This is a genomic window from Phyllobacterium chamaecytisi (assembly GCF_020164455.1).
Lineage (GTDB): Bacteria > Pseudomonadota > Alphaproteobacteria > Rhizobiales > Rhizobiaceae > Phyllobacterium > Phyllobacterium chamaecytisi.
The window spans coordinates 21,841-47,479 of record NZ_JAIQWW010000027.1; the positions used below are offsets into that span (position 1 = coordinate 21,841).

Genomic DNA, 25,639 nt, shown 5'->3' on the forward strand with positions numbered 1-25,639 from the left:
AGACTTGTCTCTACGCGCTTTTCAGTCTGGCTGTAACTGACAGACGCTCGGCTGCAGCTTCGATCCGCGTGAGGGCCTCACGGGCATCCGCTTCGGTTGCAACCAGTGGTGGCAAAAGGCGGATGACGTTGTCGCCCGCGCCGACGGTAAGCAAATGTTCATCGCGCAATGCTTGAACCATCGTCGTGTTTGGTACAGCGCACTTCAGACCGATCAGTAAGCCGCGGCCACGCACCTCGGAAATCGCTTCCGGATAGCGATCGGAAATTGAGGCCAGCCCCTGTTTCATAAACAGCGCAATCTGCCGCACATGATCAAGGAAACCTTCTTCAAGAACGACGTCAAGGACTGCATTGCCTACAGCCATGGCTAACGGATTGCCACCGTAGGTCGTGCCATGCACGCCGGCAGTCATGCCCTTGGCGGCTTCGGCGGTCGCAAGGCATACACCGAGCGGAAAGCCACCACCAATACCTTTGGCGACGGCCATGATGTCCGGCTTGATGCCAGACCATTCGTGCGCGAAGAGCTTGCCCGTGCGGCCCATTCCTGTCTGAACCTCGTCAAGGATCAATAGCAAGCCGTGTTCGTCGCAGAGCTTGCGCAGCGCGCGCAGTTCTTCGTCGGGCACCGGACGCACACCGCCCTCGCCCTGGATCGGTTCGATCAATATGGCGGCAGTTTCGGGTCCAATCGCTGACTTCAATGCCTTTTCGTCACCGAAAGCTACCTGATCAAAGCCTTCGACCTTTGGTCCAAAACCCTCAAGGTATTTCAGCTGACCACCAGCGGCAATCGTCGCCAGCGTACGGCCATGGAAGGCGCCTTCAAACGTGATGATGCGGAATCGCTCGGGATTACCATTGACGTAGTGATAGCGCCGCGCTGTCTTGATCGCGCATTCGAGCGCCTCTGCACCGGAATTGGTGAAGAAGGCCTTGTCGGCGAAGGTATTATCGACGAGCCGCTGGCCCAAGCGCTTTTGGCCTGGAATTTCATAGATGTTGGAGACATGCCAAAGCTTCTCGGCTTGACTTTTCAAGGTCTCGACGAGGTGTGGATGCGCATGGCCAAGCGAATTGACCGCGATACCGGCAGCGAAGTCGAGATAACGATCACCGGATTCGGTAATTAGCCACATGCCCTCACCTCGCTCAAAGCACAGATCCGCACGAGCATAAGTGTCGTAAAGCGGTTGCGCGTTTGCGTCCGTCATATCGTCAAGGGCCTCCAAAACCCAGTTTGCCAAACCTGCTGATTACAAAGAAAAACCGGCAGCGATGAAATCAAAAAGCCGCCCCACAATGCCATTTTTGGGGGCGGCCACACAATGGTAATATCGTCATTCGAACCTCAGTTGTCAAATGAACACTTTACAAGTCTTCACTGCGACCTGAGCTCCCGATGCATTCAAGATTTCCTCCCTGCAACTCTAACGAGCAAGCCCAAGCCGCTTAGCGAGTGTTTTTTTGCAACAGTTAACCGCGCAAGTTGGGGAAAACCCCAAAAACCCATACCGTGACACTCGCCCGACTCTTGTCACAGAGTCATCCCATATTGTACGTTGGGAAACGAAATAGCTAGATTTCGTGCGGCGTCCTCGTCATCTGAATAGATATAGTATCAGGCCAATCTGGAGCAATCCAGATACGAGGAAGGATTCAGTCTAACGTCCGCACAAAACTGAGCCCCATATGGAGCTAGGAAACGATGAACTGGACAGATGAGCGCGTAGAGCAGCTAAAGAAACTTTGGGCCGAAGGTCTGAGTGCAAGCCAGATCGCAGCACAACTGGGTGGTGTCAGCCGCAATGCTGTCATTGGCAAGGTACATCGGTTGAAGCTGTCGGGACGTGGCAAGACCACATCGACCCAGACACGCAGCAAAAAGGTCAACACCGGTGCGTCCAGCGGCCATCGAAGCGCCGGCTCCCTCGGACACATGTCGAGCAGGGTTGTAAACCGAAGTGTCGGCGCAACCGCATTGCAGACAGAATACAGCACTGATCTCGTGACGCACACTGTTACGAAAACGGTGACCGATGTCGTCGTGCCAATTTCCCGGCGACTTGAACTGGTGCAGTTGAGCGAGCGAACCTGCAAATGGCCAGTCGGGGATCCTCTACAGCCGGATTTCAATTTCTGCGGTAATGATGTCGGCGAATCCGGCCCTTACTGCACTTATCATTCCCGTTTGGCGTATCAGCCGGCTTCGGATCGCCGCCGTATCCGGTAGTTTCGAGTGTAGACAACCCATAGAGGCGCCGAGTGGCGCCTTTTTTGTTGCGAGCTATGGCCTTTCAGGGGTCAAAACACGACGGTGAACGACGAGCCTTCGCCTACTTTGGACCGGACGGTCAGCCGTGCGCGATGTCGTGTAAGGATGTGTTTGACGATAGCAAGGCCAAGACCAGTTCCCTTTTGAGCCCGGCTCGTCTCCAAGCTGACACGGTAGAACCGCTCAGTAAGCCGCGGTATATGCTCGTCCGGTATGCCCGGACCGAAATCCTGTATCGTGGCCTTGATGGACCCACCATCCCGCTTTAACTCAATGATAATCTTTTTGCCGGATTGGCCATATTTGCAGGCATTTTCCAGGAGGTTTTGGAAAACCTGCGTCAGTTCATCACGATCGCCGAGAACATTGATGGGGCCAGCATCAATGTTGCGCTCGAACTCGACGCCAAGCTCGGCAGCGAGCGGACTAAGCGAGTCCGCCACATGGTTGAGCACCACCGCCAGATCAACCTGATCCTTGACGGCAATATGTGCCTTCATCTCGATGCGCGATAAAGACAGCAGGTCATCGATCAGCCGCGCCATACGTTCGGCCTGTTTCTGCATGATCTGGAGGAAATTATCGCGCGCCGCCTCATCATTTCGCGCGGGGCCTCGTAATGTCTCAATAAAACCGCTGAGCGAGGCGAGCGGCGTGCGTAACTCATGACTGGCATTGGCGATGAAGTCGGACCGCATGCGCTCCAGACGATGCGCCTCGGTTTGGTCGCGGAATGACAACAGATATTGTCGATCTGCTCCACCCGCCTGGTCGAGCAGAAGCACGGTGGCGCGATACCAGCGCTCTACTGGAACGCGCTCAAAGTAGTCGACAGATCGCGCCATCGCATCCGCCACGACCGATTGGACCAATGTCTGCATTTCAGGCGCACGAAAATGCATCAATAGCGCACCGCCCCGCGCCAATGGCGGAAAAGCGCCATTGGCAGCAGGATTGACGTAAAGTATCGTCCCCTCATGATCAAAAATGATCAGCGGATCCGGCAATTGCGCTGCAAGTTGCTGACCTGACAGGCTGAAGATTGCCGGATCATTAATATTCATATCGATGTGTCGGGCTGTGTTGCGGGGCAGAGCTGCGGAAAGCATGACGACGGCAAGGAAAACCAGCATCAGGATGCCAAAACTCAACCACCAGGACGCGCCAGAACTTAAAACCAAGGCCGTTATGAATGCAGCAACTCCCAGCACAAACCGCGCCTGGATCAACCTTTCCACAGCTCTTCGCCACAAGGTCCGGCTTTCCAGCCTCCATATGCGCATGCGTTAAACTCCTGCACTACAGTCCTTTTTCGCCTCTGGACGAGCCAACGCTCTCCCAATAACATGGCTTTATGTCAATTGAGGATGAATGAGTTGGGTAAAGATTCAAAAAAGACATCGCAACGCCCGGGTCAGGGGAAATCCACACTCAAACTGAAGATTGACGGCAAGAAGCGCAGCTTCAATATTGACGATCCGAAATTACCGGTCTGGATCGAGGATGGCGCGCTGGAATCCGGTGATTTTCCCTATACTGAAAAGATGCCAAAAGACGAATACGCGGAGACCCTCGAGAAGCTGCAAATCGAGCTGGTGAAGCTGCAATACTGGCTGCAGGATACCGGCGGCCGGGTGATGGCGGTTTTCGAGGGACGCGACGCGGCGGGCAAAGGCGGCACGATCTTCAATTTGCGTCAATACATGAACCCGCGCTCCGCGCGCAACGTCGCCTTGCCCAAACCCAGCGAGACCGAGCGGGGCCAATGGTATTTCCAACGCTATGTCTCGCACTTTCCCACCACGGGCGAATTCGTAACCTTCGACCGTTCCTGGTATAATCGCGCGGGGGTCGAACCCGTGCTAGGATTTTGCACCCCCGAACAGCATGAGACATTTCTCGAAGAGACACCCGGCCTTGAGCGTATGGTCGTGGCCGATGATATTCATTTTTTCAAATTCTGGCTTGATATCGGCCAGATCATGCAATTGAAACGCTTCCACGATCGCAGGCATAGCCCTTTAAAGAACTGGAAATTCTCACCGATCGATATCATGGGCGCCGAAAAGTGGGACGACTATACGAAGGCACGCGACCAGATGTTTGCTCGGACCCATACGCCCTACGCGCCGTGGACGATCGTGCGTTCCAACGACAAACGCCGCGCACGCCATGCAGTAATCCGCCGAATACTCTTGAGCCTACCCTACAAGGGCCGAGATCTCGATTTGATCGGCAACGAGGACGCCTTGATTATCGGTTCGGGTCCAGGCTTTCTCTAACCGCGGCCGGTCGGTGAGGCGTCTTTTCCCATAGAAAGGGCTGTGTGCAGAGCTGTTTGACCGCACGCCATGCCGCGACGGATACCAACATCCAATAAAACGGTATGACGCGCAGTATCGAACCCTTTATATCTTTACCTACGGGGCTACGCTTTCCCAGCGCGTGGAACGAAAGATAACCCATAGTAATATTCATGCAATCATAGAGTAAAATACCGCGATCGGCGGTAGCAGCGTTTTCCAAAACAAGATTGACCCCCGAATACGCAATGAAAACAAGCATGAGCGGATACAGCAGCGAAGAGACAATTAATCCTGCTATCAACATGTGATAGACTAGAAACCGTCGAAAACCGAGATCGCCCAGAAACTGCCTCGGATGCCGCATCTCGAATAGCCAAGTCTGCATCCAGCCTTTCAGCCAGCGTGTCCGCTGCCGCAACCACACGTCGGTGACCGTCGGCGCATCTTCAACCGTTGGCAACGACAACATCTCGACAATAAATCCGCGACGAGCGAGCCGCGTACCAAGTTCAGCATCTTCGGTCATGTTGTATGGGTCCCAACCGCCGACTCCCTCGAGACAGTCGCGGCGAAAATGATTGGAACTTCCGCCGAGCGGTAACACGAGACCGTTGCGGGCAAGCCAGGGCAAAAGGCCAAAGAAATGCACAGCGTATTCAAATGCGAACAAGCGGGCAAGCCATCCTTCGTGAGCGTTCGCAATAACCAATGGAGCTTGCAGGCAGCCTAGATTGCCCCCTCCCACACTGAAGCGCTGCCATGCCTCGAGCAGTTGATCGGGATCCGGTCGGTCTTCTGCGTCATAAACAACCACAAATTCTCCGCGCGCCATTTGAAGTCCGTAGTTCAGGGCTTTCGGCTTTGTACGAGGCCCGATGCCGGGCACCGGGATGACCATGAAACCATGGGGTAGTTTTTGATCCTCGAACGCTGCAATGGTCGCGAAATCATCCGCTTCGCACAGGAAGGTTACTTCCAGCTTCGAGCGTGGCCAGTTGAGCTCAGTCATGGCCCGGACCAATTGCGGAACTACATCGGCCTCCTTGTAAAGCGCAATCATGACGCTATAGACAGGAAGCTCGCGCGCTGGAACGGTTGGGAGGACTCGCGTTTCTCTTCTTATCGTTGCCCTCATCGCCAATAGGCGCAGTAGGATGCATCCGGAAAAAAACACCGAGAAAAGCATATGAAAAATGAACCATAGGCAAGAAGGTGCAAGCGCAAGCCCGAATAGGATTGACGCGCTCGAAAGCCCGAGAAGGATGCCTTGGCTGCCGGTTACAACAATCCTTGCCGAGAATCCTCGACTAGTCGTTTCGACAATGTCTACGGCATTTTCCGCTAGCGCCCGCTCGTAATGCAGTAGCAGAAATTCTAAAAGGTGCGCGGGAGTCGTTATTCTCAATCGGGCTGCGATATCCTGGCTTTGGGGAAGATGAAGTTTGAGCACTGCAATTTCTTGCAGCGTCGGCGCAATATAGATCAATGTCGTGTGATCACATGTGACGACTACTGCGTGTCTTATGCGCCTCAGAGCCACTGAATTCGGTATGGTGGGGGCGACGACATGTACATCTTTAGCTATCTCATCAAACAACAAGCCTGCTTCATCAGCAATACACGAGGCGATCAGTGTGTCATCGGCACCATCGGATGCATAAAGCTCTTCGAGGAAGGAAGTCGCATTGTAAAAAGATCGCCTGAACGCCGCGATGATCGGCGGCTTCGCCATTCCACCTGCGCAGAGGCGAGCGGCGAGCGAAATCGCTATTTCCTTGGTCATGGGGGGTATCTCTAATGAAGGATGGTGGCAACTAAACTCCCCGGTGACATCTGGAAATAGCAAATGTAGTTACGCAACAATACCATTTGAAACCTTCAATCAAAAATTGAAATATAAAAATATCAATACACTAGAAGTAGTATTTCTCGATATATAACGCAGACTATGCGAAAGATTAACAATTAATATTGAAATTTCGTGATTGTCATTAGTTTTTCTGAACGGACTGGAGCCAACCTGTCAAGGGCACCCAGATCATGTTACTGTCACGGCAAATCACACTGTTACGTTGAGACCGAATGCATTTCCGCACACTCGCTACAACCACTCTAAGCATCGTCCTGATGGCGGTGTCGCCAGCCCATGCCGCGTCGAACTTTCCGCACTATTGGGACGGACGTGAACATGTTTCCAAGCCGAATCTTTCCACAATCGAGCGCATTCGTTTTGTGACTACGGTCGACTATCCGCCCTTCAATTTTATTGATAGTACAGGACGCATTTCCGGCTTCAGTATCGATCTAGTGCGGGCGATCTGTGATGAGCTCGCTGTCACTGCAATGTGTCAGGTTGAAGCGCGCCCATGGAATGAATTGTTGCCAACACTTGAAAATGGAGAGGCGGAAGCGATTATTGCTGGCCTAAGACCGACGGCAGCCTTGCGTCAGAAACTCGCCTTTACGACGCCTTATATGAGGCTGCCTGCGCGATTTGTGACGCTGAAGGAAACGCCACTTACTGAACATCTTGCCGATACGCTCGAGAAAAAGACAGTCGGCGTTGTAGCAGGGTCTGTGCATCAAGTGATTTTTGCTGACTACTTCCCGAAGGGCCATTGGGTCGGCTACCCCTCGCGTGATCTCATGCTCAAGGATCTCCAAGCAAAGAAGATTGACGCCGTATTCGGTGACGGGTCGGATCTATCCTTCTGGATCGGCAGCATTGAGTCGGGCAACTGCTGCGCCTTCGTCGGTGGACCCTATATCGCACCCCAGTTTCTGGGTGATGGAATGACCATTGCGACCACACGCAAGAATAGCGAACTTATCGATGCCTTTAATTTTGCTTTGAAGGCGATGGAGGAAAAAGGCACTACATCCGAACTCTATCTGCGTTATTTTCCGGTCGATTTTTATTGAGTTGATTGAACCATTTGAGATCAGCGCAGATTGTCTTCAAACGGGCACATGCAATTGACGCCGGCCACCTTGCGCCATAGTGTCCGCCCGCCTTACCAGACGGCAGGAACACAGGAAAAACGAATGACTTCGCGCCTTGATACCCAAATCGAACTGAGCCCCGAATTAATCGAGGCAGCAGCAGAGGCCAAAGCATGGCCTTTCGAGGAGGCGCGAAAGATCATTAAACGCTATGAAAGGACCGGTTACCCCGAGACGATATTGTTCGAAACGGGCTATGGCCCCTCGGGTCTGCCGCATATCGGCACGTTCGGCGAAGTGGCGCGCACTTCCATGGTGCGCCATGCCTTTCGTGTGTTGACCAAGGACCTGGTCAACACCAAGCTGCTGTGCTTTTCTGACGACATGGACGGCATGCGGAAGATTCCGGACAACGTACCGGACCCCTCCTCTCTAGTGCCACATCTGCATAAGCCACTGTCGTCCGTCCCAAATCCCTTTGGTGGCGATTACAGCAGTTTTGCTGACCACAACAACGTCATGCTGTGCCGCTTTCTTGACACGTTCGGCTTCGATTACGAATTTGCCAGTGCGACGGAATACTACAAATCGGGACGCTTCGATGAGGTGTTGCTTCGGGCAGTCAAGCACTATGACGACATCATGAAGGTGATGTTGCCAACGCTCGGGGAGGAACGCCAGGCAACCTATAGCCCCTTTTTGCCGATCTCTCCCACGAGCGGCAGGGTTCTCTACGTACCGATGAAGAACGTCGACCCCAAGAACGGCACGATAACTTTTGACGACGAAAACGGCACCGAGACTACCGTCCCCGTGACCGGTGGCAATGTCAAACTGCAATGGAAGCCTGACTTCGGCATGCGTTGGGCGGCTCTCGGTGTGGATTTCGAGATGTTCGGCAAAGATCATCAGACAAATGCAATCGTGTACGACCGCATTTGCGAGATTTTGGGAGGCCGCGCTCCCGAACATTTCGTCTATGAATTGTTTCTCGATGATGTTGGCCAGAAGATATCCAAGTCGAAGGGGAATGGCATCAGTATCGACGAGTGGCTGACCTATGCACCCACGGAAAGTCTCGGTCTCTACATGTTCCAGAAGCCGAGAACCGCAAAGCGGCTTTATTTTGATGTCATTCCCAAGGCAGTAGACGAATATTTCACCTATCTCTCCGCCTACGAACGCCAATCCTGGAGAGACCGGCTGAACAATCCCGTCTGGCACCTGCACAATGGTAGTCCGCCGATTGTGGAGATGCCAGTACCGTTCGCGCTTCTGTTGAATCTCGTCAGCGCTTCCAACGCCGAAAACCGTAGCGTTCTCTGGGGTTTCATTTCCCGCTACGCACCCGGCGTTACCCCGCAGAACAGTCCGGAACTTGATGCACTCGTCGGCTACGCTATCCGTTATTTCAACGATTTCGTAAAGCCGACAAAGAAATTCCGAGCACCCGACGAAGTGGAACGTCTGGCACTCGAGGGGATGGGCAAAACGCTCGCAGCCCTGCCTGACAATGCCGACGGCAGCACGATTCAGAATGCCATGTTGGACGTGGCTCGCGGCATCGAACGCTATCAGGACCATACAAAAAAAAGCCCGGTGGGTGGGCCAGGTGTGTCCGTATCGTTCTTTCAGATGCTCTATGAGGTTCTTATCGGCCAGGAACGCGGACCACGTTTCGGATCGTTCGTGGCACTCTACGGGATCGCCGAGACCCGCGCGTTGATTGCGAGGGCACTCACGGGACAATTAACTTGAGATAGTGCGCCTCAAATTCTCTCGGAGGGACGAATGATCGATCACACTGGTGTCGTTGTAAGTGACTTCGAGCGAAGCAAGAAATTCTATCGGGAAGCGCTCGCTCCAATTGGATACGAATTGCTCCACGAAGTTCCAGCTTCAATAACGGGAAGCGCGGATGTGGCGGGTTTTGGCGAGGGTGGCAAGCCCGACTTCTGGGTAACCAATGGCGAGCCGAACAAACCGCCGCTTCACATCGCCTTTCGTGTCAAAAGCCGCGATATCGTCAATGCTTTTCACGCGGCTGCCATAGCGGCTGGCGGTAGTGACAACGGACGACCCGGATTGCGTCCGCATTACCATCCCAATTATTACGGTGCGTTTGTGCGAGACCTTGACGGCCATAACATCGAGGCTGTTTGCCACGAAGCATAGCTATTCCGGGCGCGGTGGGAATGGGGCATTTGGTACAGCCAATGGCGGCGGAGACTGTAGCGGCTCAGCGGCAGGTTCCGGCGCATCACTTACCGACGGGATGGGCAAGTTGGTTGAGGCTGGCAGTGCTGCGGGCGGCCCACCGAAGATACCAAGCTTGGCTTCCTCGGCTTTCTTCATTCTATCCGCCATTACCGTTCCATCCTTCGCGCGCGCCCAACCATTCTGCACCAGCCACTCGGCAAGATCCGCGTTGCCGAGCCTGCATTGTGTGGCGATGATATCGTCGGGCGGTTGTCCCGGCACGTTGCATTCGACCGCGCGAGAGCGTAGCCAATTGCGGAACGCGGTCCGTGCAGCCATGCCACACGGCCATACGCTACCGCCATCCATATTGCAGGTTTCCTCCGGTTGAACTACCTCGATCCCATCCAGCGCGATTCGGTAACCGCCTGCTTCAATTGTGCCAGCTGCGGTAGCGACGGGGCGATAAAGAAGTACTGGCTTGGCGGTGTTGTCGACAGGCGTTGGAGGTGGCGCCGGCGTAGGAGCTGTTGGCGGTGCGGGAAGCATTTCCAGCGTTGTACTCAGGGGTGGGCGAGGCTCCACCCGTTCGAGCGGTGCATTGTCAATGCCTGAGGGAGCCATCGCATCCGGATCGACTTGACGCGCTTGCGGTGATGTAACCCTTCCCTGCGGCTGTGTGGCTTCCGATGGATCTTCTGGCGCGGCATTGGTCATCTCATCGGGCAGTTCGAAATTCTCTGGCGTGACATCGACACCTTGGCTTTGATTTGGCATATCGATGGCACCATTAAACGGCGCGACGAAAGCGTAGATCAGCCCCAAAACCACCAGAACGGTCAGGACATAAAGCGGTAGCTGGCGCATGTAAAATGCGTTCCTATTGGCTTGCCCACAGGATCCGTGCGATCCAATCGATATGGACTGCATCAAAGGTGCGATTGGGATGCTCGGAATTCATCGATTGCAACTCGATCGTCCGCGGCGTCTGCCTCGCAAGTATCTTGGCCATGACTTCCCCGTCCTTTGTACGCACCACCACACGATCACCCCGTCGCACTGCCGCGCCGGGCGCAACGATGATCGTATCGCCGTCGCGATAGAGCGGCAGCATGGATTCGCCCGACACTTCAAGCGCATAAACAGAGTCGGCAGACCCTACCGGAAACTCGACGACATCCCAGCCTTGACCCACAGGAAAGCCGCCATCGTCGAAAAAGCCTCCAGCGCCGGCCTGCGCGAAGCCAAGCAGCGGTACAGCACGTGTCGCGCCACTATTTCCGCCGCTGGCCCTGCCCAGAACGAGCGTCATGAATTCGTCCAGAGAAGCGCCGGTAGCTTCCATGATCTTGGCGAGCGACTCTGTTGACGGCCACCGTGCGCGCCCGTCGACAGCATAGCGCTTGGATTTGTTGAAGGTTGTTGGATCAAGCCCCGCACGCTTCGCCAATCCCGAGACGGAAAGCGAGTGGCGTTCTGCCAGCGCATCTATGGCCGCCCATATGCGGTCATGTGAAAACATGATGAGATCCAAATAAAGGAAAAAATACCTTCAACTGTGTTTTATAAAGGAAACTTGACAAAAGTCGAGTAGCATCACGGAAAACTTTCTCATTTTTCACAGTTTTGATGCGAGGCCCAACACTTTTGAATGGGAAATTGTCAATTGCCGACATCATCGCGATGTCGGCAACTGTCGTTGCATTATCAAGCAGCCTGCTTTTTGTTTTCCGCGGAATACGGATTGAAACGGTCGTAAAAGGTTTCGCCTTTCTCAGCCATGTCGAGCAAAAGCTTTGGCGCCTTGAACTGTGCGCCATACTTCCGCTGCAGGCCCTTGGCGATTTCGACGAACTTCGCCGCGCCCATCCCATCGATGTAGGAAAGGGTTCCGCCAGTATAGGGTGCAAACCCGAAGGCAAGGATCGACCCCACATCCGCTTCACGCGGATCAGTGACAATGCCTTCCTCCATGACGCGTGCAGCTTCCAGCGCGATCGTGAACAGGAAGCGCTGCTTCAGTACCTCGACGTCGATCTTGTCCGGGTCCTGTTGCGGATAAAGCGTCTTCAACTCGGGCCACAAATGCTTTTTGGCAGGCTTCGCCGGATAATCGTAGAAGCCCTTGCCGTTCTTACGACCGCGCCGGTCATATCTATCGACTAGCGTGTCGACGAGCTCCACATGCCGTGGATCGATTGCCTTTGGGCCCAGATCGGTCAGCGTGGCCTTCAGTATCTTCTGCGACAGGTCAATAGCAGTCTCATCGTTCAGTGCCAGCGGACCGACCGGCATGCCTGCCATACGCGCCACATTCTCGATCATTGCGGGTGGGACACCTTCGATGAGCATGTTGTACGCTTCAGACATGTAACGCAGAACGCAGCGATTGACGTAGAAGCCGCGTGTGTCATTGACCACAATCGGCGTCTTCTTGATTGCGCGTACGTAGTCAAGCGCAACGGCAAGCGCCTTGTCCGATGTTTTCTTGCCAAGAATGACTTCCACCAGCAGCATCTTGTCGACGGGCGAGAAAAAATGAATTCCGACGAAATTCTTAGGACGTTGCGAGACCTTGGCAAGGCCAGTAATGGGTAGTGTCGACGTGTTAGATGCGAAGATCGCGGCGGGCTTCAACACGGCTTCCGCCTTTTCAGTAGCGATCCGCTTGACTTCACGATCTTCGAACACCGCTTCGATGACGAGATCTGCGCCTTCAAGATCGGCATAATCTGCAGATGGTGTGATCAGGCCGAGAAGCTTTTCCTTTTCTTCTGCAGTGGCCTTGCCCTTCTGCATTTCCTTGGTAGCCAGCTCGACGGAATGCGCCTTGCCCTTTTCCGCAGCCTCGAGGCTTTGGTCAAGGAGCACCACCGGGATGCCGGCTTTGGCAGTGACGTAGGCAATGCCCGCTCCCATGAAGCCTGCACCGATAACACCGATTTTTTTGAATTTCGTCGGTTTGACATCAGCTGGACGGCGGGCACCCTTATTCAGTTCCTGCAAGGATACGAACAGTGAGCGGATCATCATTCCGGCTTCTGTCGTCTGCAGTATTTTGGTGAAGTAACGCTGCTCAATCTTGAGTGCTGTATCGAACGGGACTAGCAGGCCCTCATATACCGATTTCAGGATAGAGGCCGCCCCTGGATAGTTGCCGTAGGTCTCACGGCGAAGGATTGCCGTGGCGGCTGGCCAGAGATTTGCTCCTGCCGCTGAATAGATCGCACCGCCCGGGAGCTTGAAGCCCTTCTCGTCCCAAGGTTGTACCGGCTTCAGACCGGCCTTGATCATCTTCTTGGCAGACTCAACCAGCTTCTTGGCCGGAACGACCTCATGCACCAGCCCCATCGCCTTGGCGCGTGACGCCGTCAGACTGGAACCGGTCGTCATCATCTGCAGGGCGTCCTGCTGGTTGGTGAGGCGCGGAACGCGTTGTGTGCCGCCGGCGCCCGGAAAGATGCCGACCTTGACTTCCGGCAGAGCCATCTTCACCGACGGGTCGTCGGAAACGACGCGGCCATGGCAGGCAAGTGACATCTCGAAGGCTCCGCCCATGCAGGTGCCATTGATCGCGGAAACCCAAGGCTTGCCGCACGTTTCCAGCTTGCGGAAAAGGCCACCCATCTTGCCAGTATTTTCGAACAGGAGCTCGACCGCCTTCTTCGGGTCCTTCGCCTTCTCTTCCTGGAAAAGCTGGAACATGCGCTTGAGCATGGTCAAGTCGGCACCGCCGGAGAAAGTGTCCTTGCCGGAGGTGATCACGGCGCCCTTGATCGCTTCATCCTTCGCAACCCGATCGACGATCGCGTCGAGTTCCTTCATCACCTCTTCGGTGAAGACATTCATGGATTTATCCGGCATATCCCAGGTTACGAGTGCAATACCGTCCGCGTCGACGTCGAATTTGAAGTTCGTATAGCTCATCTTCCTTATCTCCTCAGACGCGTTCGATGATGGTTGCGGTGCCCATGCCCGCACCGATACACAGTGTCACGAGCGCAACATTGAGATCCCGGCGCTCCAGTTCATCAAGAACAGTGCCGAGGATCATTGCACCAGTAGCGCCAAGCGGATGCCCCATGGCGATCGCGCCGCCATTGACATTGATCTTGTCGCGCGGAATGTCGAAAGCCTGCATGTAGCGCAGCACCACAGCAGCAAATGCCTCGTTGAGCTCGAAGAGATCGATGTCCGAAATCTTCATCTTGGCGCGCTTCAAGAGTTTCTCGGTTACGTCGACTGGTCCGGTCAGCATCAACGCCGGGTCCGAACCGATATTGGCGAATGCACGGATGCGGGCACGCGGCTTTGAGCCGATCGCCTTGCCCGCGCTCTTCGAGCCAAGCAATACGCCGGCGGCCCCGTCAACGATGCCGGACGAATTGCCGGCATGATGGACGTGATTAATCGTCTCGACTTCGGGATGTGCCTGGATGCCGACAGCGTTGAAGCCCCCCATTTCACCGGGCATCACGAAGGATGGATTGAGCGAAGCCAGCGCCTGCATGTCCGTAGTCGGCCGCATGTGCTCGTCATGATCGAGGATCGTCAGGCCGTTCTGGTCTCTGATCTCGAGAACCGAATTCTTGAAGTAGCCTTTTTTCCAGGCTTCGCCGGCTCGCTTCTGGCTCTCAACTGCGTAAGCGTCAACATCATCGCGGCTGAAGCCATATTTCGTGGCGATCAGGTCAGCGGAAACGCCCTGGGGCATGAAATAGCCTGGCAGGCCGACCGACGGATCCATGTACCAGGCGCCACCCGACATCCCCATGCCGACCCGCGACATGGATTCAACACCGCCGGCGATGACGATGTCGTCCGCACCCTGCACGATCTTGGCGGCGGCGAAATTCACGGCATCAAGACCAGATGCGCAGAAACGCGATATCTGCATGCCCGGCGCCTTGAAATCATAGCCCGCTTCAAATGCGGAGGACCGCGGAATGACAGCGCCAGCTTCGCCGACCGGATCGACGCAGCCGTAGATGATGTCATCGACCAGGCCCGTGTCGAGGCCGTTGCGATCCCGGAGCGCCTCAAGCACATGAGCGCCGAGACGGACGGCAGGCACTTCGTGCAGGCTGCCGTCCTTTTTGCCTCTGCCACGCGGCGTGCGGACGTGGTCGTAGATATAAGCCTCAGTCATTTCATTCTCCCTGTTCGAACCGGCAGCTCAAAGGCTGCGGGCGATCAAAAGCTTCATGATTTCGTTGGTGCCGCCATAAATCCGCTGGACGCGCGCGTCGCGGAACATGCGGGCAATCGGATATTCATTCATATAGCCATACCCGCCATGCAGCTGCAGGCACTCATCGACGACCTTGTTCTGCAGGTCGCTGAGCCAGTACTTTGCCATGGAGGCAGTAACCGGATCGAGCCCGCCATTCACATGGCGTTCGACACAATGATTGTAGAAAACGCGGCCGATCGTGGCCTCCGTCTTGAGTTCGGCCAGCTTGAACTGTGTGTTCTGGAACTCGATAACGGCCTTGCCGAAAGCCTTGCGCTCCTTGACATAGTCCGATGTAATCGCAATGGCGCGTTCTGCCATGGCAATAGCAGTCCCGCCAATCTGCAACCGTTCTTGTGGCAATTGCTGCATCAGCTGGACAAAACCCTGTCCCTCTTCCGTGCCAAGAAGATTGGAAGTGGGGACGCGGACATCATTGAAAAAGAGTTCCGACGTATCGTTCGATTTCAACCCAATCTTATCGAGGTTACGGCCGCGTTCGAAACCCTGCTGCCCGTCAGTCTCCACGACGAAGAGCGAAGTGCCTTTCGCGCCCTGCGCTGGGTCGGTCTTGGTTACGACGATGACCAAATTAGCGAGTTGACCGTTGGTGATGAATGTCTTCGACCCATTGATGACATAATGATTGCCATCCCTTTTCGCACTGGTCTTTACACCCTGGAGGTCCGAGCCCGCACCGGGCTCAGTCATAGCAATGGCGCCAATTAGCTCACCGGTCGCCATTTTCGGCAACCATTTCTGTTTTTGCTCTTCAGACCCATAGTGGAGGATATAGGGAGCAACGATGGAATTGTGCAGTGCTATGCCGAAGCCGTCGACACCGACATGGCTGATGGCTTCAAGAATGGCGCTTTCGTGCGCATAGGTGCCACCTGCCCCACCATATTCTTCCGGCATCGAGGCGCACAAAAGCCCATTCTCACCGGCAAGCTCCCAGACCGAACGGTCGAACATTTCCTGTTTCTCAAAACGGTCGTAGTGCGGCAGAACCTCGGCCTCGAGAAATTTCGTGGCCATCTCTTCCAGCATCACAACGTCGTCAGTCTTCCAGTCGGGTTTTGGAACACCCAATACTTCTTCCGGTCGCAGACCCATCACAAACCTCCCGAGAATAGTAAAGGAGCCGCGAGACCGCGGCTCGAAATGAGCGTGCGGTAGCTTAGAATGCCTCCGCAGCGAGCGCCATCATCGTATCCGCTCCCGTCTGAATGCGAGCAAGATGCGCCGACGTCTCCGGCATGACGCGCTCCATGAAGAACTTGCCCGTGACGAGCTTGGTCTCATGGAAGGCCTTGTTGCTGGCGCCTTCAGCAAGCTTGGTATGCGATGCCTTGGCCATTCGCGCCCACATGTAGCCGAGCGAAACCAGGCCGAAGAGATGCATGTAGTCGGTCGAAGCGGCACCCGCATTGTCTGGGTTCGCCATGCCGTTCTGCATCAGCCACATGGATGCCGCTTGCAAGTCGTTGAGGCCTTTCTTCAGATGCTTGGTGAAGAAGGACAGCTTCTCGTCGCCGCGATTTTCCTCGCAGAAATCACCGACTTCCTTGAAGAAAGCCATGACCGCACGGCCGCCATTTGCACCGAGCTTGCGGCCGACCAGGTCCAATGCCTGGATGCCATTTGCGCCCTCATAGATCATCGCGATACGCGCATCACGAACATACTGGCTCATTCCGTGTTCTTCGATGTAGCCGTGACCGCCGAATACCTGCTGCGCCATGCAAGCGTGCTCGAAGCCCTTGTCGGTCAGGACCCCTTTCAATACCGGCGTCATCAGGCCGAGAATGTCATCCGCCAATTGTCTTTCGGTCTCATCACTCGAGCGATGCGCAATATCCGATTTCAATGCTGACCACAGGATGAACGCACGTCCGGCTTCGTTGAACGACTTGATCGTCAGAAGAATACGGCGGATGTCCGGATGAACGATGATCGGGTCAGCCTTCTTGTCCGGCTGCTTTGGCCCGGTGAGTGCACGGCCCTGGATACGATCACGCGCATAGATGGCAGCGTTCTGATAGGCAATCTCGCCGATGGATAAACCCTGCAGCGCAACACCCAACCGTGCCTCGTTCATCATCGTGAACATGGCGCGCAGACCCTTGTTCTCTCCGCCGATCAGGTAGCCGGTCGCTTCGTCATAATTCATGACGCAGGTCGAATTGCCATGGATGCCCATCTTCTCTTCGATTGAACCGCAGGATACGCCGTTGCGCGTCCCGGGATTGCCGTTCTCGTCCAGGTTGAACTTCGGTACGATGAAAAGCGAAATACCCTTGGTGCCTTCCGGTGCGCCTTCGATACGGGCGAGAACCAGGTGAATGATGTTCTCGGCCATATCGTGCTCGCCGGCAGAGATGAAAATCTTTTGGCCGGAAATCCGATACGAACCATCGGCATTCGGCACAGCCTTGCTGCGCAACAGACCGAGATCGGTGCCGCAATGCGGCTCCGTGAGGTTCATGGTGCCTGTCCACGTACCATCGGTCATTTTGGGCAAATAGGCCTGTTTCTGGTCGTCGGTGCCGTGCGTGAGAATAGCCGCAATCGCGCCCTGCGTCAGGCCGGGATACATGACGAGCGCCATGTTCGCCGAAGCCATGTATTCACCCGCCGCCACATGCAGCGTGTATGGCAGACCCTGACCACCAAATTCCTGCGGCACGGCAAGGCCCACCCAGCCACCTTCGCGATATTGATCGAACGCTTGCTTGTAGCCCTTGGGGGTTGTTACCGAACCGTCATCGTGACGTACGCAGCCTTCCTGGTCACCAATCTGGTTAACCGGGAACAGTGTGTTCTCGGCCAGTTTTGCGCCTTCACTGAGGATGGCTTCAACAATATCCGGCGATGCGTCGCCAAAACCTTGCAGATTACCGTAGCGTTCAAAACCCAGAACATCGTTCAAGATGAACAGCGTGTCTTCAACAGGCGCGCGATAGCTCGGCATTAGGCTTCCTCCAAAACAAAGCAAAAACGGCACACGAGTTATGGCGCCGTTGTGATGTCGCCCAACCTAGCAAATTTTGACGTTTGCGTAAACGTCAAAATTATCTCGAGTTCGCTTTTTAACGATGCATTTAGGCGCAGTGTCCGCCACTTTGAAGGTCGGCGGTGTCTTTTCGGGGCAAATCGCCGTACTTGGATTAAGCCGGCCAAATACTTTTTTAACCACTTCATACAGGGTCTTAACCAGTTGTTTACCACGTTTCGCCAATGTCACGATGACGGTGAACCGTGTTTATGTGTGATTTGTTTTTCACGGCTTGTCGGATCGCATGGGGCGCAAGCCCTGGCTCTCCGGTTTGGCCCCGACGCGTACAGCGCTATTGGCCGTTTCCTCAGAGCGATGGTTTTTCACCCGCCACGGTGTGGCGTCAACTCGAGCAGACGTCCATGACGAACCAGAGGTCACTAATGGAACAGGTCAATGTAAATCGCGCACGCCGTGATGCGATGTCGCTCGACAGTCTCAACCGTACACTCGAGGACCTTGAAAGTCAGTTGCGCGGTGCAATGGAGCCAAAGAAGGAGATTCTTCCGGAGAGTGAGGATATTGCCGACCGGTTTGCCGCTCTCGCCTCCCGTGCCGGTCAATTGACCACCCCGCGCTACGTTGCAGCAACCCAGGCACCTGTTTCAAACAAGTATGACCTCTCGGCAATTGCCGCTCAACTCAAACAGCTCCGTGAGGAGATGGAAGGCGAGATTATAGCGCCCGTCAACTCTGCGGAACCACACAGCGAAACGATTGGCAGACTCAGCCGGTCAACCGCTTCAAGTGATCGCCTGTTCAATCGCGCTTCTGCAAGCCAGGCCGAGACGGGTCATCTTTCCATGCTGCGCGGGGACCTCGATGAATTGAAGCGCACGGTCAATACATTGGCCCGCGAAGAATCGGTGCAGAATCTTGGCGATCGCTGGGATGCAATCGATGAACGCTTCGATGCCTTTGTACAACGCAACCCTTCGACTACTGGAAGTGGCACCTCGCTGCCTTCCAAATACATGCAGCAGCTCGATGAACGACTTGACGAGATCAGCCGCGCCATCGTCGCTACCTCGCAACCAGTCTCAGGCCAATCAATCGAAGTCGATGCCTTCGAACGCCTGGAGGCGCGCATTGCGGCACTGGCGTCGCCCGACCGCACCTCGGATGCGATCCTCAAGCGTATGGGCGAACTCGCCGAGCGTGTCGATCAACTTACCGAGCAGAGCAAAACACCTGCGATCAGTCTTGACATCTTGTCTGAACAGCTTTCGGCAGTGATGCGCCATTTGCAAACCGCACCGGCGGCGATCAACATCTCCGATTTCCGCGAACTTGAAAGCCGCGTTCTGCAGATCCTCGACAAGCTTGAAACCCTACCGCAGCCAGTAGCTGATCCTGAGTTCATCCAAAAGATCGATCAGCGCTTCGAAGAATTAACGCGCCGTCTCGACGACCACCACCTGATGAGCGAGAACAGCGACATTCGCTTGACCGACAATATCGAAGCCCGTTTCGAGGACATGGCACGCTACATTGCGCAAAACATGCCGCAAACCGAGAATACGCACGATGTCATCCGTAGTCTTGAACTGCAGATTACGGGTTTGGCCGAGCATCTGGCTCAATCGAATGATCGATACGCCGAAATGTCCGCGATCCCACCACGCCTCGACGCGATCGAAGAATCAATGGCGGCAAACCGTGATCTCGTCGTAGAGGCTGCCCGCAACGCTGCGACTGAGGCGATCCGCAACAGTGCTAATTTTGGCAGCGACCACGATAGCATGATTGCCCGCGAACTCGCCGCCGACTTGAAGACGCTGGAAAAACTTTCACGCAAATCCGAAGAGCGCAACAGCAAGACATTCGAGGCAATCCACGATACGTTGCTCAAGATAGTTGACCGTCTTGCCTCGCTCGAAAGCGGGCCGGTTCCGGTCCATAGGCCCCTTGCAGCCCGGATTGAAGAAACAGCCATCCCCGAAGAGCCGGCGATGAAAGCTACGCTGGCTTACGATCCCCCCATAGATGTCGGGCCGGCTCTCGATACGGCGATCATCTTGACAAGCCAGGAACTGCCATCGGAAGCGATGCGTGCTGATGTTGCGGAAGAGGAACCCCACGAAAAAAGATCTCTCTTCAGCAGCCTTGCCCGCGGCCTGAAGGGACGCAGCAAACAGGAAATGGTGCCACAGGACTTAGAAATCGATATCGTCGAGGAGGCAAAGAAGACCGATAAAGTCGATCTGGATCCGAACATCCTCAACCGTCCGCTTGAGCCTGGCTCCGGTATGCCAGATCTGAATTCTATCCTAAAGCGCGTTCGCGACGACCGCCGGGATATGCCACTTGCCGGCGGTACATCGGAAGGCAAGGCCGATTTCATCGCCGCCGCTCGGCGCGCTGCTCAAGCAGCAGCCTCGGAAGTCGAGAGCCAGAAACGCACTCCTGTGTCGGACAGGACTGACGATACCAAGGACAGCCTGCTTACACGCCAGCGCAGGCCAATTCTCTTGGCGATCGGCGCGATCATGATCGCAATTGCAGGTCTGCAACTGAAGAATGCATATCTGAACTATGCGGATGGAATTGATAAGGCATCCATTGCCCAGCCTACGCCACCCGAACAAGTAGGCGATGTTGCAGCCAAAGCACCACAACCTGTAGAGCAAGGAAAGACTCCGGAACTTACAACTCCGGCCGAAAACAGCGCACCGACGGAACTGGCTGCCTCACAGCCCGCACCGGATAGTGTGGAAGCGGTTATCGCCACGCAGCAAGCAACACCATCCACCATCGACGCCACGCCGGTGGCACCGGTCACCGATACTGCATCGACCACAGCTATTCCGACCATTCCGACTGAGGCTGGACCCCAACCGCTGCGCGATGCGGCAGCAAACGGCGACAGCAAGGCTCTTTTCGAAATCGGTAACAACTATATGGACGGGCGCGGTGTCAGCAATGACTTCGCCAAAGCAGCCGAATGGTACAATCTTGCTGCAGAACGGGGCTTCGCGCCGGCGCAATACCGTATCGGCAACTTCTACGAGAAGGGCCTTGGTCTTACTCGCGATCTGGCGAAAGCCAAGACTTATTACCAGCTTGCCGCCGAACAAGGCAACGCGAGCGCCATGCACAACCTCGCAGTCCTTTTTGCCGCCGGAACCGATGGTGTAGCCCCGGACAACGAAGCCGCCGCGCGTTGGTTTACCCAGGCAGCCGAACTCGGTGTCAAGGACAGCCAGTTCAATCTTGGCATTCTTTCAGCCAAGGGTGTGGGCCTGCCACAGAATCTGGAAGAGAGCTATAAATGGTTCGCCATTGCGGCCAATGCCGGTGACAAGGACGCTGCTCAGAAGCGAGACGACGTGGCCAAGATCATGTCTCCCGAGCAGCTTGAACGTGCGAAGGCTGCCACCGAGCTTTGGAAGCCAAGACAGCTGAATCCCGACGCCAACGCCCTTAACGTGCCCGCGGACTGGCAGGAAAGCCCAACGACGACCGGTTCGATCGACATGGAAAAGGCCATCCGCAACGTTCAACTCATCCTCAACAAGCACGGCTACGATGCCGGCGGTTCGGACGGTAAAATCGGCTCTAAAACACGCGACGCGATTATGGCGTTCCAGAAGGACAATGGGCTCAAGCCCACCGGCAATATCGACAAGGATCTGGTTCGCAATTTACTCAGGAAGAATGGCTGACCTTGCCAAGGGCATGAGTTTCTCTCTTAAAACCATTATAACAATGCTATTGCGACACAGGGATTCGCGTTTAAACCGCAATGTATTGGGGGCCTCAGTCAGAATTTGACTTGAGCCCGGCAAGCGGGCAAGAAACCTTAAAGAATTGCTGTCATTGTGGTGTTACGACGGTGTCCTGACACCACAATGGGTTTGGGGTTCGCATTGGGTATTTACCTGCCTATCGCCGAGATTTCGGTCAATGTCTTCGTGCTATTTTTTATGGGCGCGGCGGTAGGATTTTTATCGGGTATGTTTGGCGTTGGCGGCGGTTTTTTGATAACGCCGCTTCTTATCTTTTATAATATTCCACCTGCTGTTGCGGTCGCTACTGGCGCAAACCAGGTCATCGCTTCGTCATTCAGCGGGGCTCTTACCCATTTCAAACGCGGCACACTCGACGTCAAGCTAGGTTCGTTGCTGGTTGTAGGCGGCATCGCTGGTGCAGGCGTCGGTATTTATGTCTTTGTTTTGTTGCGCGAACTTGGCCAGCTCGATCTCATAGTATCGCTTCTCTATGTCGTCTTTCTTAGCACTGTTGGCGGTCTGATGTTGTATGAGAGCCTTCAGGCCATGCGAAGGACGAGAGCTGGCCAGCTCTCCAATCTGAAGAAGCCGGGCCAGCACAATTGGGTACACCGCCTGCCTTTCAAGATGCGGTTCCGCGCCTCGAAGATCTATGTGAGCATCATCCCCGTTTTGGTGCTCGGCGGAGCCATAGGGTTTCTCTCCTCGATCATGGGTGTCGGCGGCGGGTTTATCATGGTTCCTGCGATGATCTACCTATTGAAGGTACCGACGAATGTGGTCATTGGTACGTCCCTCTATCAGATTGTTTTCGTCACAGCCTTCACCACTGTCATGCAGGCAACGACCAATCAGTCAGTCGATATCGTACTGGCGATGCTTTTGATGACTGGGGGGGTGATCGGCGCCCAATATGGCGCTCGCATCGGCCAGAAATTGCGCGGCGAACAATTGCGTGCGCTGCTGGCCATGCTGGTTCTGGCGGTTGGTCTGCGTCTCGCGATTGAACTTTTTGTCACACCCGATGATCTTTACTCTGTCGCGGTTGCGCTCGCCACGAGGGCGCCATGAATACGCGCGCCGCTGCTTTAATTCTGATCATTGCACTCTTTGCGGGACGACATGCCCACGCACAGCAATTGCCTGGCAACAAGGAAACCATTGAAATCGGTCTCTCCACTGACACGATCGCGATCACATCCGGCTTCCGAGGCACTGACCTGACGGTTTTCGGTGCGTTGGACAATGCTGATCCGCTGATCCAGCGGCAAGGTCGCTATGATATCGTTGTGGTTCTGGAAGGTCCCGAGAGGGATTTTGTCGTGCGACGCAAGGACAGATTTTTTGGCATTTGGGTCAATGCGGAATCCGTATCATTCCAACATATTCCGGCATCCTATTCACTCGCATCAACCCGCAATCTGCAGGATATAGCAACGCCGAAAATATTCGGCCAGCTTAGCCTGGGGGTCAACAATATCTTCTACGAGCCAATGCCCGACGGCTTTGGATCGAGCGAATCCCTGAAGGAGTTCACCAAGGAGTTACCCCGGCTGAAGCTCAAACAGCGTCTATACAATCAACGCCCTGGCGACGTGCAATTCCTGTCATCCACGTTGTTCCGTGCAACCCTCTCACTGCCCGCCAACGTGCCTGTGGGCAAACACATTGCGCGCGCATATCTGTTTCGCAATGGTGAGTTCTTGCGTGAAAGCTCGACGAGCCTCAACATTGTCAAAGCGGGGCTGGAGTTCCGCATCTACCGCGCCGCTAATCAATACAGCCTGCTTTACGGTCTTTTTGCCGTGTTCCTTGCTGTCGTGACTGGTTGGATGGGACGACTGGTATTCCGCAAAGATTAATCAGATGTCGGGCTTCGCGACGACGATAAGCCCTTGCAGGGGTTCGCCCCGATCAAGACGGATGGTCTCCTGCTGCAGACTTACCAATGTCATGGAATTCTCCGCCAGTACCCGCCTAACGTAGCTTTCGGAATGGGTGTAACGTAGCGATGGCTGCAGGATCAGCTCGTTGTCGCTCGAATGGTTCTCAACGGAAAATGCGAACAACCCATCCGGGACCAGGGCCCCGGCGACATTGTTGAAGGCACGGTGGAGATCACCGACATAGACAAAGACATCCGCCGCAATGATGAGATCGGCGCTTTGGGCAGGCGTATCGAGTTCGTTGACATCGCCTTTGATAAGAGTGTCATAAACTTGTTTTTCGGCAGCCTTCTGCAGCATGGCTTCGGAGAGGTCCACGCCGCCTAGTTCATCGGCATCGGCGCGGAAATACGGGCCCATCAGGCCGGTGCCGCAGCCAAGATCAAGCACGGAACGGAAACGCTGTTCCGGCGCAGCCACCTTGATGGCGTTCGCCAGCAATTCGGGGACGCGATACTCCAGCCTCGCCAAAAGCGCTGTTTCAAAGGTTGGCGCATAAGCGTCGAATAGGGTTTCGACATAGGCTGTCGGCGGCGTTTCCGGTACGGCAGCGTGGCCGGTTGCTGCAAGCTTGAGCCCTGCGCCAAAGCGATCATCTGGATCGAGCTGCAGCAATTTGCGCCAAGCTTCAGCCGCGGCATCACCCTGCCCCGCCGCCTCATGCATCTCGCCAAGGCGAAAAAGCCCGGCAGTCCAATTGGGAGTTATCTCCAGCGCTTGCCGCATGAGGTCGGCAGCCGCGCCATGATCTCCGGTTTCGAACAGCATGTCAGCATAGGATGCACGGCGGTCGGCAATCAGATCGCCGGAAGATAGGAACGCGCGCTCCATCCTCTTCTAATTCGTAACCTGGACGCGAATCGAGATGATATCGACCGACTTTCCCGCCTGGGTTATATCCGAATTGATCTTGATCGCGCCGCCCGCAGCCGGTTTCTTGTCCGCCGGAAATTGCTTCTGCACCAGATACTCGCTGCTCGCATCGGAAACATCGAAACGCTTGCGTCCGCAATCACCCAGATCCCCGAAGTCGCAGCTCACCGCCATTTGCGTCCTCGCACCATCCTCGCTCTTGGCTACGATATCGAACATCGTGTTTTTGCCGGCAAGCTGTTCTAGAACGCCTTGGCCGACCTGGAAACTAACTTCATCGGCTTCACCGGGCGACTTGATACGCAGATACTTTTCCACCTGATCGCCACCGATCGTCGCCGTCGCCCGTCCGGCGACAGATACCTGCGTTGTGTCGGACGGATCGAAAACCGTAATCCAGTTACCCTCAGGTGACAACTCGCCTTCCTTCAGCGGCTCATGGCTACCGCTTACGGCCGGATTGCCGGTGCTTGGCGGGATGCTGGATGGCTTCGAATTAATGATTCCGGAAGCAACAAGCCAGAGCAGACCGAGCGCTAGAGCCAGGCTGGCGAGAATGATAACAAATTTGGTTAGGCCGCTCGCCTTTTTGCGTTCCGTGTTTCGCTTTAGCCGTGAGCGCAAACGGTCCGGACGATAATTATCGGCTGTAACAGGTTCATCCGATACCAGTTCCGGCGCGTCAAGTTCAGGTTCCTGTCCAACATCAATCGTTGGTTCGATCCTGGTCGTGGACTGCGAAAGCACCGGTTCGCGTCTTTCAACAACCGGCGCAGGCACCGGAGGCACTATCGAACCAGTTGTCTGAACTTCTTTTTCGATCCTGGTGATTGCGTCCTTCAGCCGTTCGCGGCGTTCGTCCCGTTGCCCATCGTCCAACGCCCCGTTTGCCGCAAGCGAACGCTCATGGGCTCCCCAAGCCGATTCGTAAACCTTCTGCCGAATCGCAGGGTTCCCGACGTCGACTTTGGCCAACGCATTCCTGATCGCTTGCTCGATTGCTTCCAACTCGACAATTATCCCTTCAACACGGCTTGCATGATTGGCTAGCCATAACGCATCTCGCTGCTTAT

The 25,639-nt window shown here is 55.2% G+C and carries 19 protein-coding genes; 8 read left to right on the plus strand and 11 right to left on the minus strand.

Annotated features, from left to right (window positions below):
• Positions 1-10 precede the first annotated feature (10 nt).
• On the minus strand, positions 11-1,216 hold the full coding sequence (locus LB462_RS27925; RefSeq protein WP_224514825.1) for an aspartate aminotransferase family protein: 1,206 nt from the start codon (positions 1,214-1,216) through the stop codon (positions 11-13).
• A gap of 494 nt (positions 1,217-1,710) precedes the next feature.
• Here LB462_RS27925 and LB462_RS27930 point away from each other — a divergent pair, with 494 nt between their 5' ends.
• The gene (locus tag LB462_RS27930) at positions 1,711-2,235 is read left to right on the plus strand and encodes a GcrA family cell cycle regulator (RefSeq protein WP_112528248.1); all 525 of its coding nucleotides are present in this window, start codon (positions 1,711-1,713) and stop codon (positions 2,233-2,235) included.
• 71 nt (positions 2,236-2,306) lie between these two features.
• Here LB462_RS27930 and LB462_RS27935 read toward each other — a convergent pair whose 3' ends face one another.
• A complete protein-coding gene (locus LB462_RS27935) occupies positions 2,307-3,560 on the minus strand; it encodes an ATP-binding protein (RefSeq protein ID WP_224514827.1) in 1,254 nt (417 codons plus the stop codon).
• 84 nt (positions 3,561-3,644) lie between these two features.
• On the opposite strand from LB462_RS27935, the gene ppk2 reads away from it, so the two are divergent.
• The gene (ppk2, locus tag LB462_RS27940) at positions 3,645-4,559 is read left to right on the plus strand and encodes a polyphosphate kinase 2 (RefSeq protein WP_370637326.1); all 915 of its coding nucleotides are present in this window, start codon (positions 3,645-3,647) and stop codon (positions 4,557-4,559) included.
• Here the strand turns inward: ppk2 and LB462_RS27945 are convergent.
• Entirely contained in the window at positions 4,531-6,315 is a 1,785-nt protein-coding gene (locus LB462_RS27945; RefSeq protein WP_224514832.1) for a glycosyltransferase, read from the minus strand. The two genes, ppk2 and LB462_RS27945, sit on opposite strands and share 29 nt — an antisense overlap.
• A gap of 350 nt (positions 6,316-6,665) precedes the next feature.
• Between LB462_RS27945 and LB462_RS27950 the strand changes: the two genes are divergently transcribed.
• From LB462_RS27950 to LB462_RS27960, 3 genes are all read left to right on the plus strand, one after another.
• Positions 6,666-7,505: a transporter substrate-binding domain-containing protein gene (locus LB462_RS27950; RefSeq protein WP_224514833.1), complete on the plus strand. Its 840-nt coding sequence runs from the start codon at positions 6,666-6,668 to the stop codon at positions 7,503-7,505.
• Positions 7,506-7,628: 123 nt separating this feature from the next.
• On the plus strand, positions 7,629-9,284 hold the full coding sequence (locus tag LB462_RS27955; protein WP_224514836.1) for a lysine--tRNA ligase: 1,656 nt from the start codon (positions 7,629-7,631) through the stop codon (positions 9,282-9,284).
• Between the two features lie 33 nt (positions 9,285-9,317).
• Positions 9,318-9,701: a VOC family protein gene (locus LB462_RS27960; RefSeq protein ID WP_224514838.1), complete on the plus strand. Its 384-nt coding sequence runs from the start codon at positions 9,318-9,320 to the stop codon at positions 9,699-9,701.
• Here LB462_RS27960 and LB462_RS27965 read toward each other — a convergent pair whose 3' ends face one another.
• From LB462_RS27965 to LB462_RS27990, 6 genes are all read right to left on the minus strand, one after another.
• Positions 9,702-10,592, minus strand: coding sequence for a thermonuclease family protein (locus LB462_RS27965; RefSeq protein ID WP_224514840.1), 891 nt, complete (start codon positions 10,590-10,592; stop codon positions 9,702-9,704). It lies immediately after the preceding gene.
• A gap of 13 nt (positions 10,593-10,605) precedes the next feature.
• Positions 10,606-11,247 (minus strand): S24 family peptidase, encoded by a 642-nt coding sequence (locus LB462_RS27970; protein WP_224514842.1) that lies wholly within the window; start codon positions 11,245-11,247, stop codon positions 10,606-10,608.
• 185 nt (positions 11,248-11,432) lie between these two features.
• Positions 11,433-13,652 (minus strand): 3-hydroxyacyl-CoA dehydrogenase NAD-binding domain-containing protein, encoded by a 2,220-nt coding sequence (locus LB462_RS27975; protein ID WP_224514844.1) that lies wholly within the window; start codon positions 13,650-13,652, stop codon positions 11,433-11,435.
• Positions 13,653-13,665: 13 nt separating this feature from the next.
• Complete coding sequence (locus tag LB462_RS27980) at positions 13,666-14,874, minus strand: acetyl-CoA C-acetyltransferase (protein ID WP_224514846.1); 1,209 nt, start codon at positions 14,872-14,874, stop codon at positions 13,666-13,668.
• 27 nt (positions 14,875-14,901) lie between these two features.
• Positions 14,902-16,074, minus strand: a complete 1,173-nt coding sequence (locus LB462_RS27985) for an acyl-CoA dehydrogenase family protein (RefSeq protein WP_224514848.1) — start codon at positions 16,072-16,074, stop codon at positions 14,902-14,904.
• Positions 16,075-16,138: 64 nt separating this feature from the next.
• Positions 16,139-17,932: an acyl-CoA dehydrogenase C-terminal domain-containing protein gene (locus LB462_RS27990; RefSeq protein ID WP_224514850.1), complete on the minus strand. Its 1,794-nt coding sequence runs from the start codon at positions 17,930-17,932 to the stop codon at positions 16,139-16,141.
• Positions 17,933-18,378: 446 nt separating this feature from the next.
• Between LB462_RS27990 and LB462_RS27995 the strand changes: the two genes are divergently transcribed.
• From LB462_RS27995 to LB462_RS28005, 3 genes are all read left to right on the plus strand, one after another.
• The gene (locus LB462_RS27995) at positions 18,379-21,681 is read left to right on the plus strand and encodes a peptidoglycan-binding protein (protein ID WP_224514852.1); all 3,303 of its coding nucleotides are present in this window, start codon (positions 18,379-18,381) and stop codon (positions 21,679-21,681) included.
• Between the two features lie 186 nt (positions 21,682-21,867).
• Positions 21,868-22,818 (plus strand): sulfite exporter TauE/SafE family protein, encoded by a 951-nt coding sequence (locus LB462_RS28000; RefSeq protein ID WP_209998059.1) that lies wholly within the window; start codon positions 21,868-21,870, stop codon positions 22,816-22,818.
• Entirely contained in the window at positions 22,815-23,609 is a 795-nt protein-coding gene (locus LB462_RS28005; RefSeq protein ID WP_224514853.1) for a TIGR02186 family protein, read from the plus strand. The genes LB462_RS28000 and LB462_RS28005 overlap by 4 nt, the downstream gene beginning before the upstream one ends.
• On the opposite strand, the gene LB462_RS28010 is transcribed toward LB462_RS28005, so the two are convergent.
• On the minus strand, positions 23,610-24,524 hold the full coding sequence (locus tag LB462_RS28010) for a class I SAM-dependent methyltransferase (RefSeq protein WP_224514855.1): 915 nt from the start codon (positions 24,522-24,524) through the stop codon (positions 23,610-23,612).
• 6 nt (positions 24,525-24,530) lie between these two features.
• Complete coding sequence (locus LB462_RS28015; RefSeq protein ID WP_224514856.1) at positions 24,531-25,574, minus strand: hypothetical protein; 1,044 nt, start codon at positions 25,572-25,574, stop codon at positions 24,531-24,533.
• Positions 25,575-25,639 lie beyond the last annotated feature (65 nt).

Excerpts from the sequence above, each read along its gene's own strand:
- LB462_RS27985 (WP_224514848.1), bottom strand. The coding sequence starts at position 16,074 with ATGGGTCTGCGACCGGAAGAAGTATTGGGTGTTCCAAAACCCGACTGG.
- LB462_RS27960 (WP_224514838.1), top strand. The coding sequence starts at position 9,318 with ATGATCGATCACACTGGTGTCGTTGTAAGTGACTTCGAGCGAAGCAAG.
- LB462_RS27970 (WP_224514842.1), bottom strand. The coding sequence starts at position 11,247 with ATGTTTTCACATGACCGCATATGGGCGGCCATAGATGCGCTGGCAGAA.
- LB462_RS27950 (WP_224514833.1), top strand. The coding sequence starts at position 6,666 with ATGCATTTCCGCACACTCGCTACAACCACTCTAAGCATCGTCCTGATG.
- LB462_RS28010 (WP_224514855.1), bottom strand. The coding sequence starts at position 24,524 with ATGGAGCGCGCGTTCCTATCTTCCGGCGATCTGATTGCCGACCGCCGT.
- LB462_RS28005 (WP_224514853.1), top strand. The coding sequence starts at position 22,815 with ATGAATACGCGCGCCGCTGCTTTAATTCTGATCATTGCACTCTTTGCG.
- LB462_RS27955 (WP_224514836.1), top strand. The coding sequence starts at position 7,629 with ATGACTTCGCGCCTTGATACCCAAATCGAACTGAGCCCCGAATTAATC.
- LB462_RS27965 (WP_224514840.1), bottom strand. The coding sequence starts at position 10,592 with ATGCGCCAGCTACCGCTTTATGTCCTGACCGTTCTGGTGGTTTTGGGG.
- ppk2 (WP_370637326.1), top strand. The coding sequence starts at position 3,645 with ATGAATGAGTTGGGTAAAGATTCAAAAAAGACATCGCAACGCCCGGGT.
- LB462_RS28000 (WP_209998059.1), top strand. The coding sequence starts at position 21,868 with ATGGGTTTGGGGTTCGCATTGGGTATTTACCTGCCTATCGCCGAGATT.
- LB462_RS27930 (WP_112528248.1), top strand. The coding sequence starts at position 1,711 with ATGAACTGGACAGATGAGCGCGTAGAGCAGCTAAAGAAACTTTGGGCC.
- LB462_RS27935 (WP_224514827.1), bottom strand. The coding sequence starts at position 3,560 with ATGCGCATATGGAGGCTGGAAAGCCGGACCTTGTGGCGAAGAGCTGTG.
- LB462_RS27990 (WP_224514850.1), bottom strand. The coding sequence starts at position 17,932 with ATGCCGAGCTATCGCGCGCCTGTTGAAGACACGCTGTTCATCTTGAAC.
- LB462_RS27925 (WP_224514825.1), bottom strand. The coding sequence starts at position 1,216 with ATGACGGACGCAAACGCGCAACCGCTTTACGACACTTATGCTCGTGCG.
- LB462_RS27945 (WP_224514832.1), bottom strand. The coding sequence starts at position 6,315 with ATGGCGAAGCCGCCGATCATCGCGGCGTTCAGGCGATCTTTTTACAAT.
- LB462_RS27980 (WP_224514846.1), bottom strand. The coding sequence starts at position 14,874 with ATGACTGAGGCTTATATCTACGACCACGTCCGCACGCCGCGTGGCAGA.
- LB462_RS27995 (WP_224514852.1), top strand. The coding sequence starts at position 18,379 with ATGACGAACCAGAGGTCACTAATGGAACAGGTCAATGTAAATCGCGCA.
- LB462_RS27975 (WP_224514844.1), bottom strand. The coding sequence starts at position 13,652 with ATGAGCTATACGAACTTCAAATTCGACGTCGACGCGGACGGTATTGCA.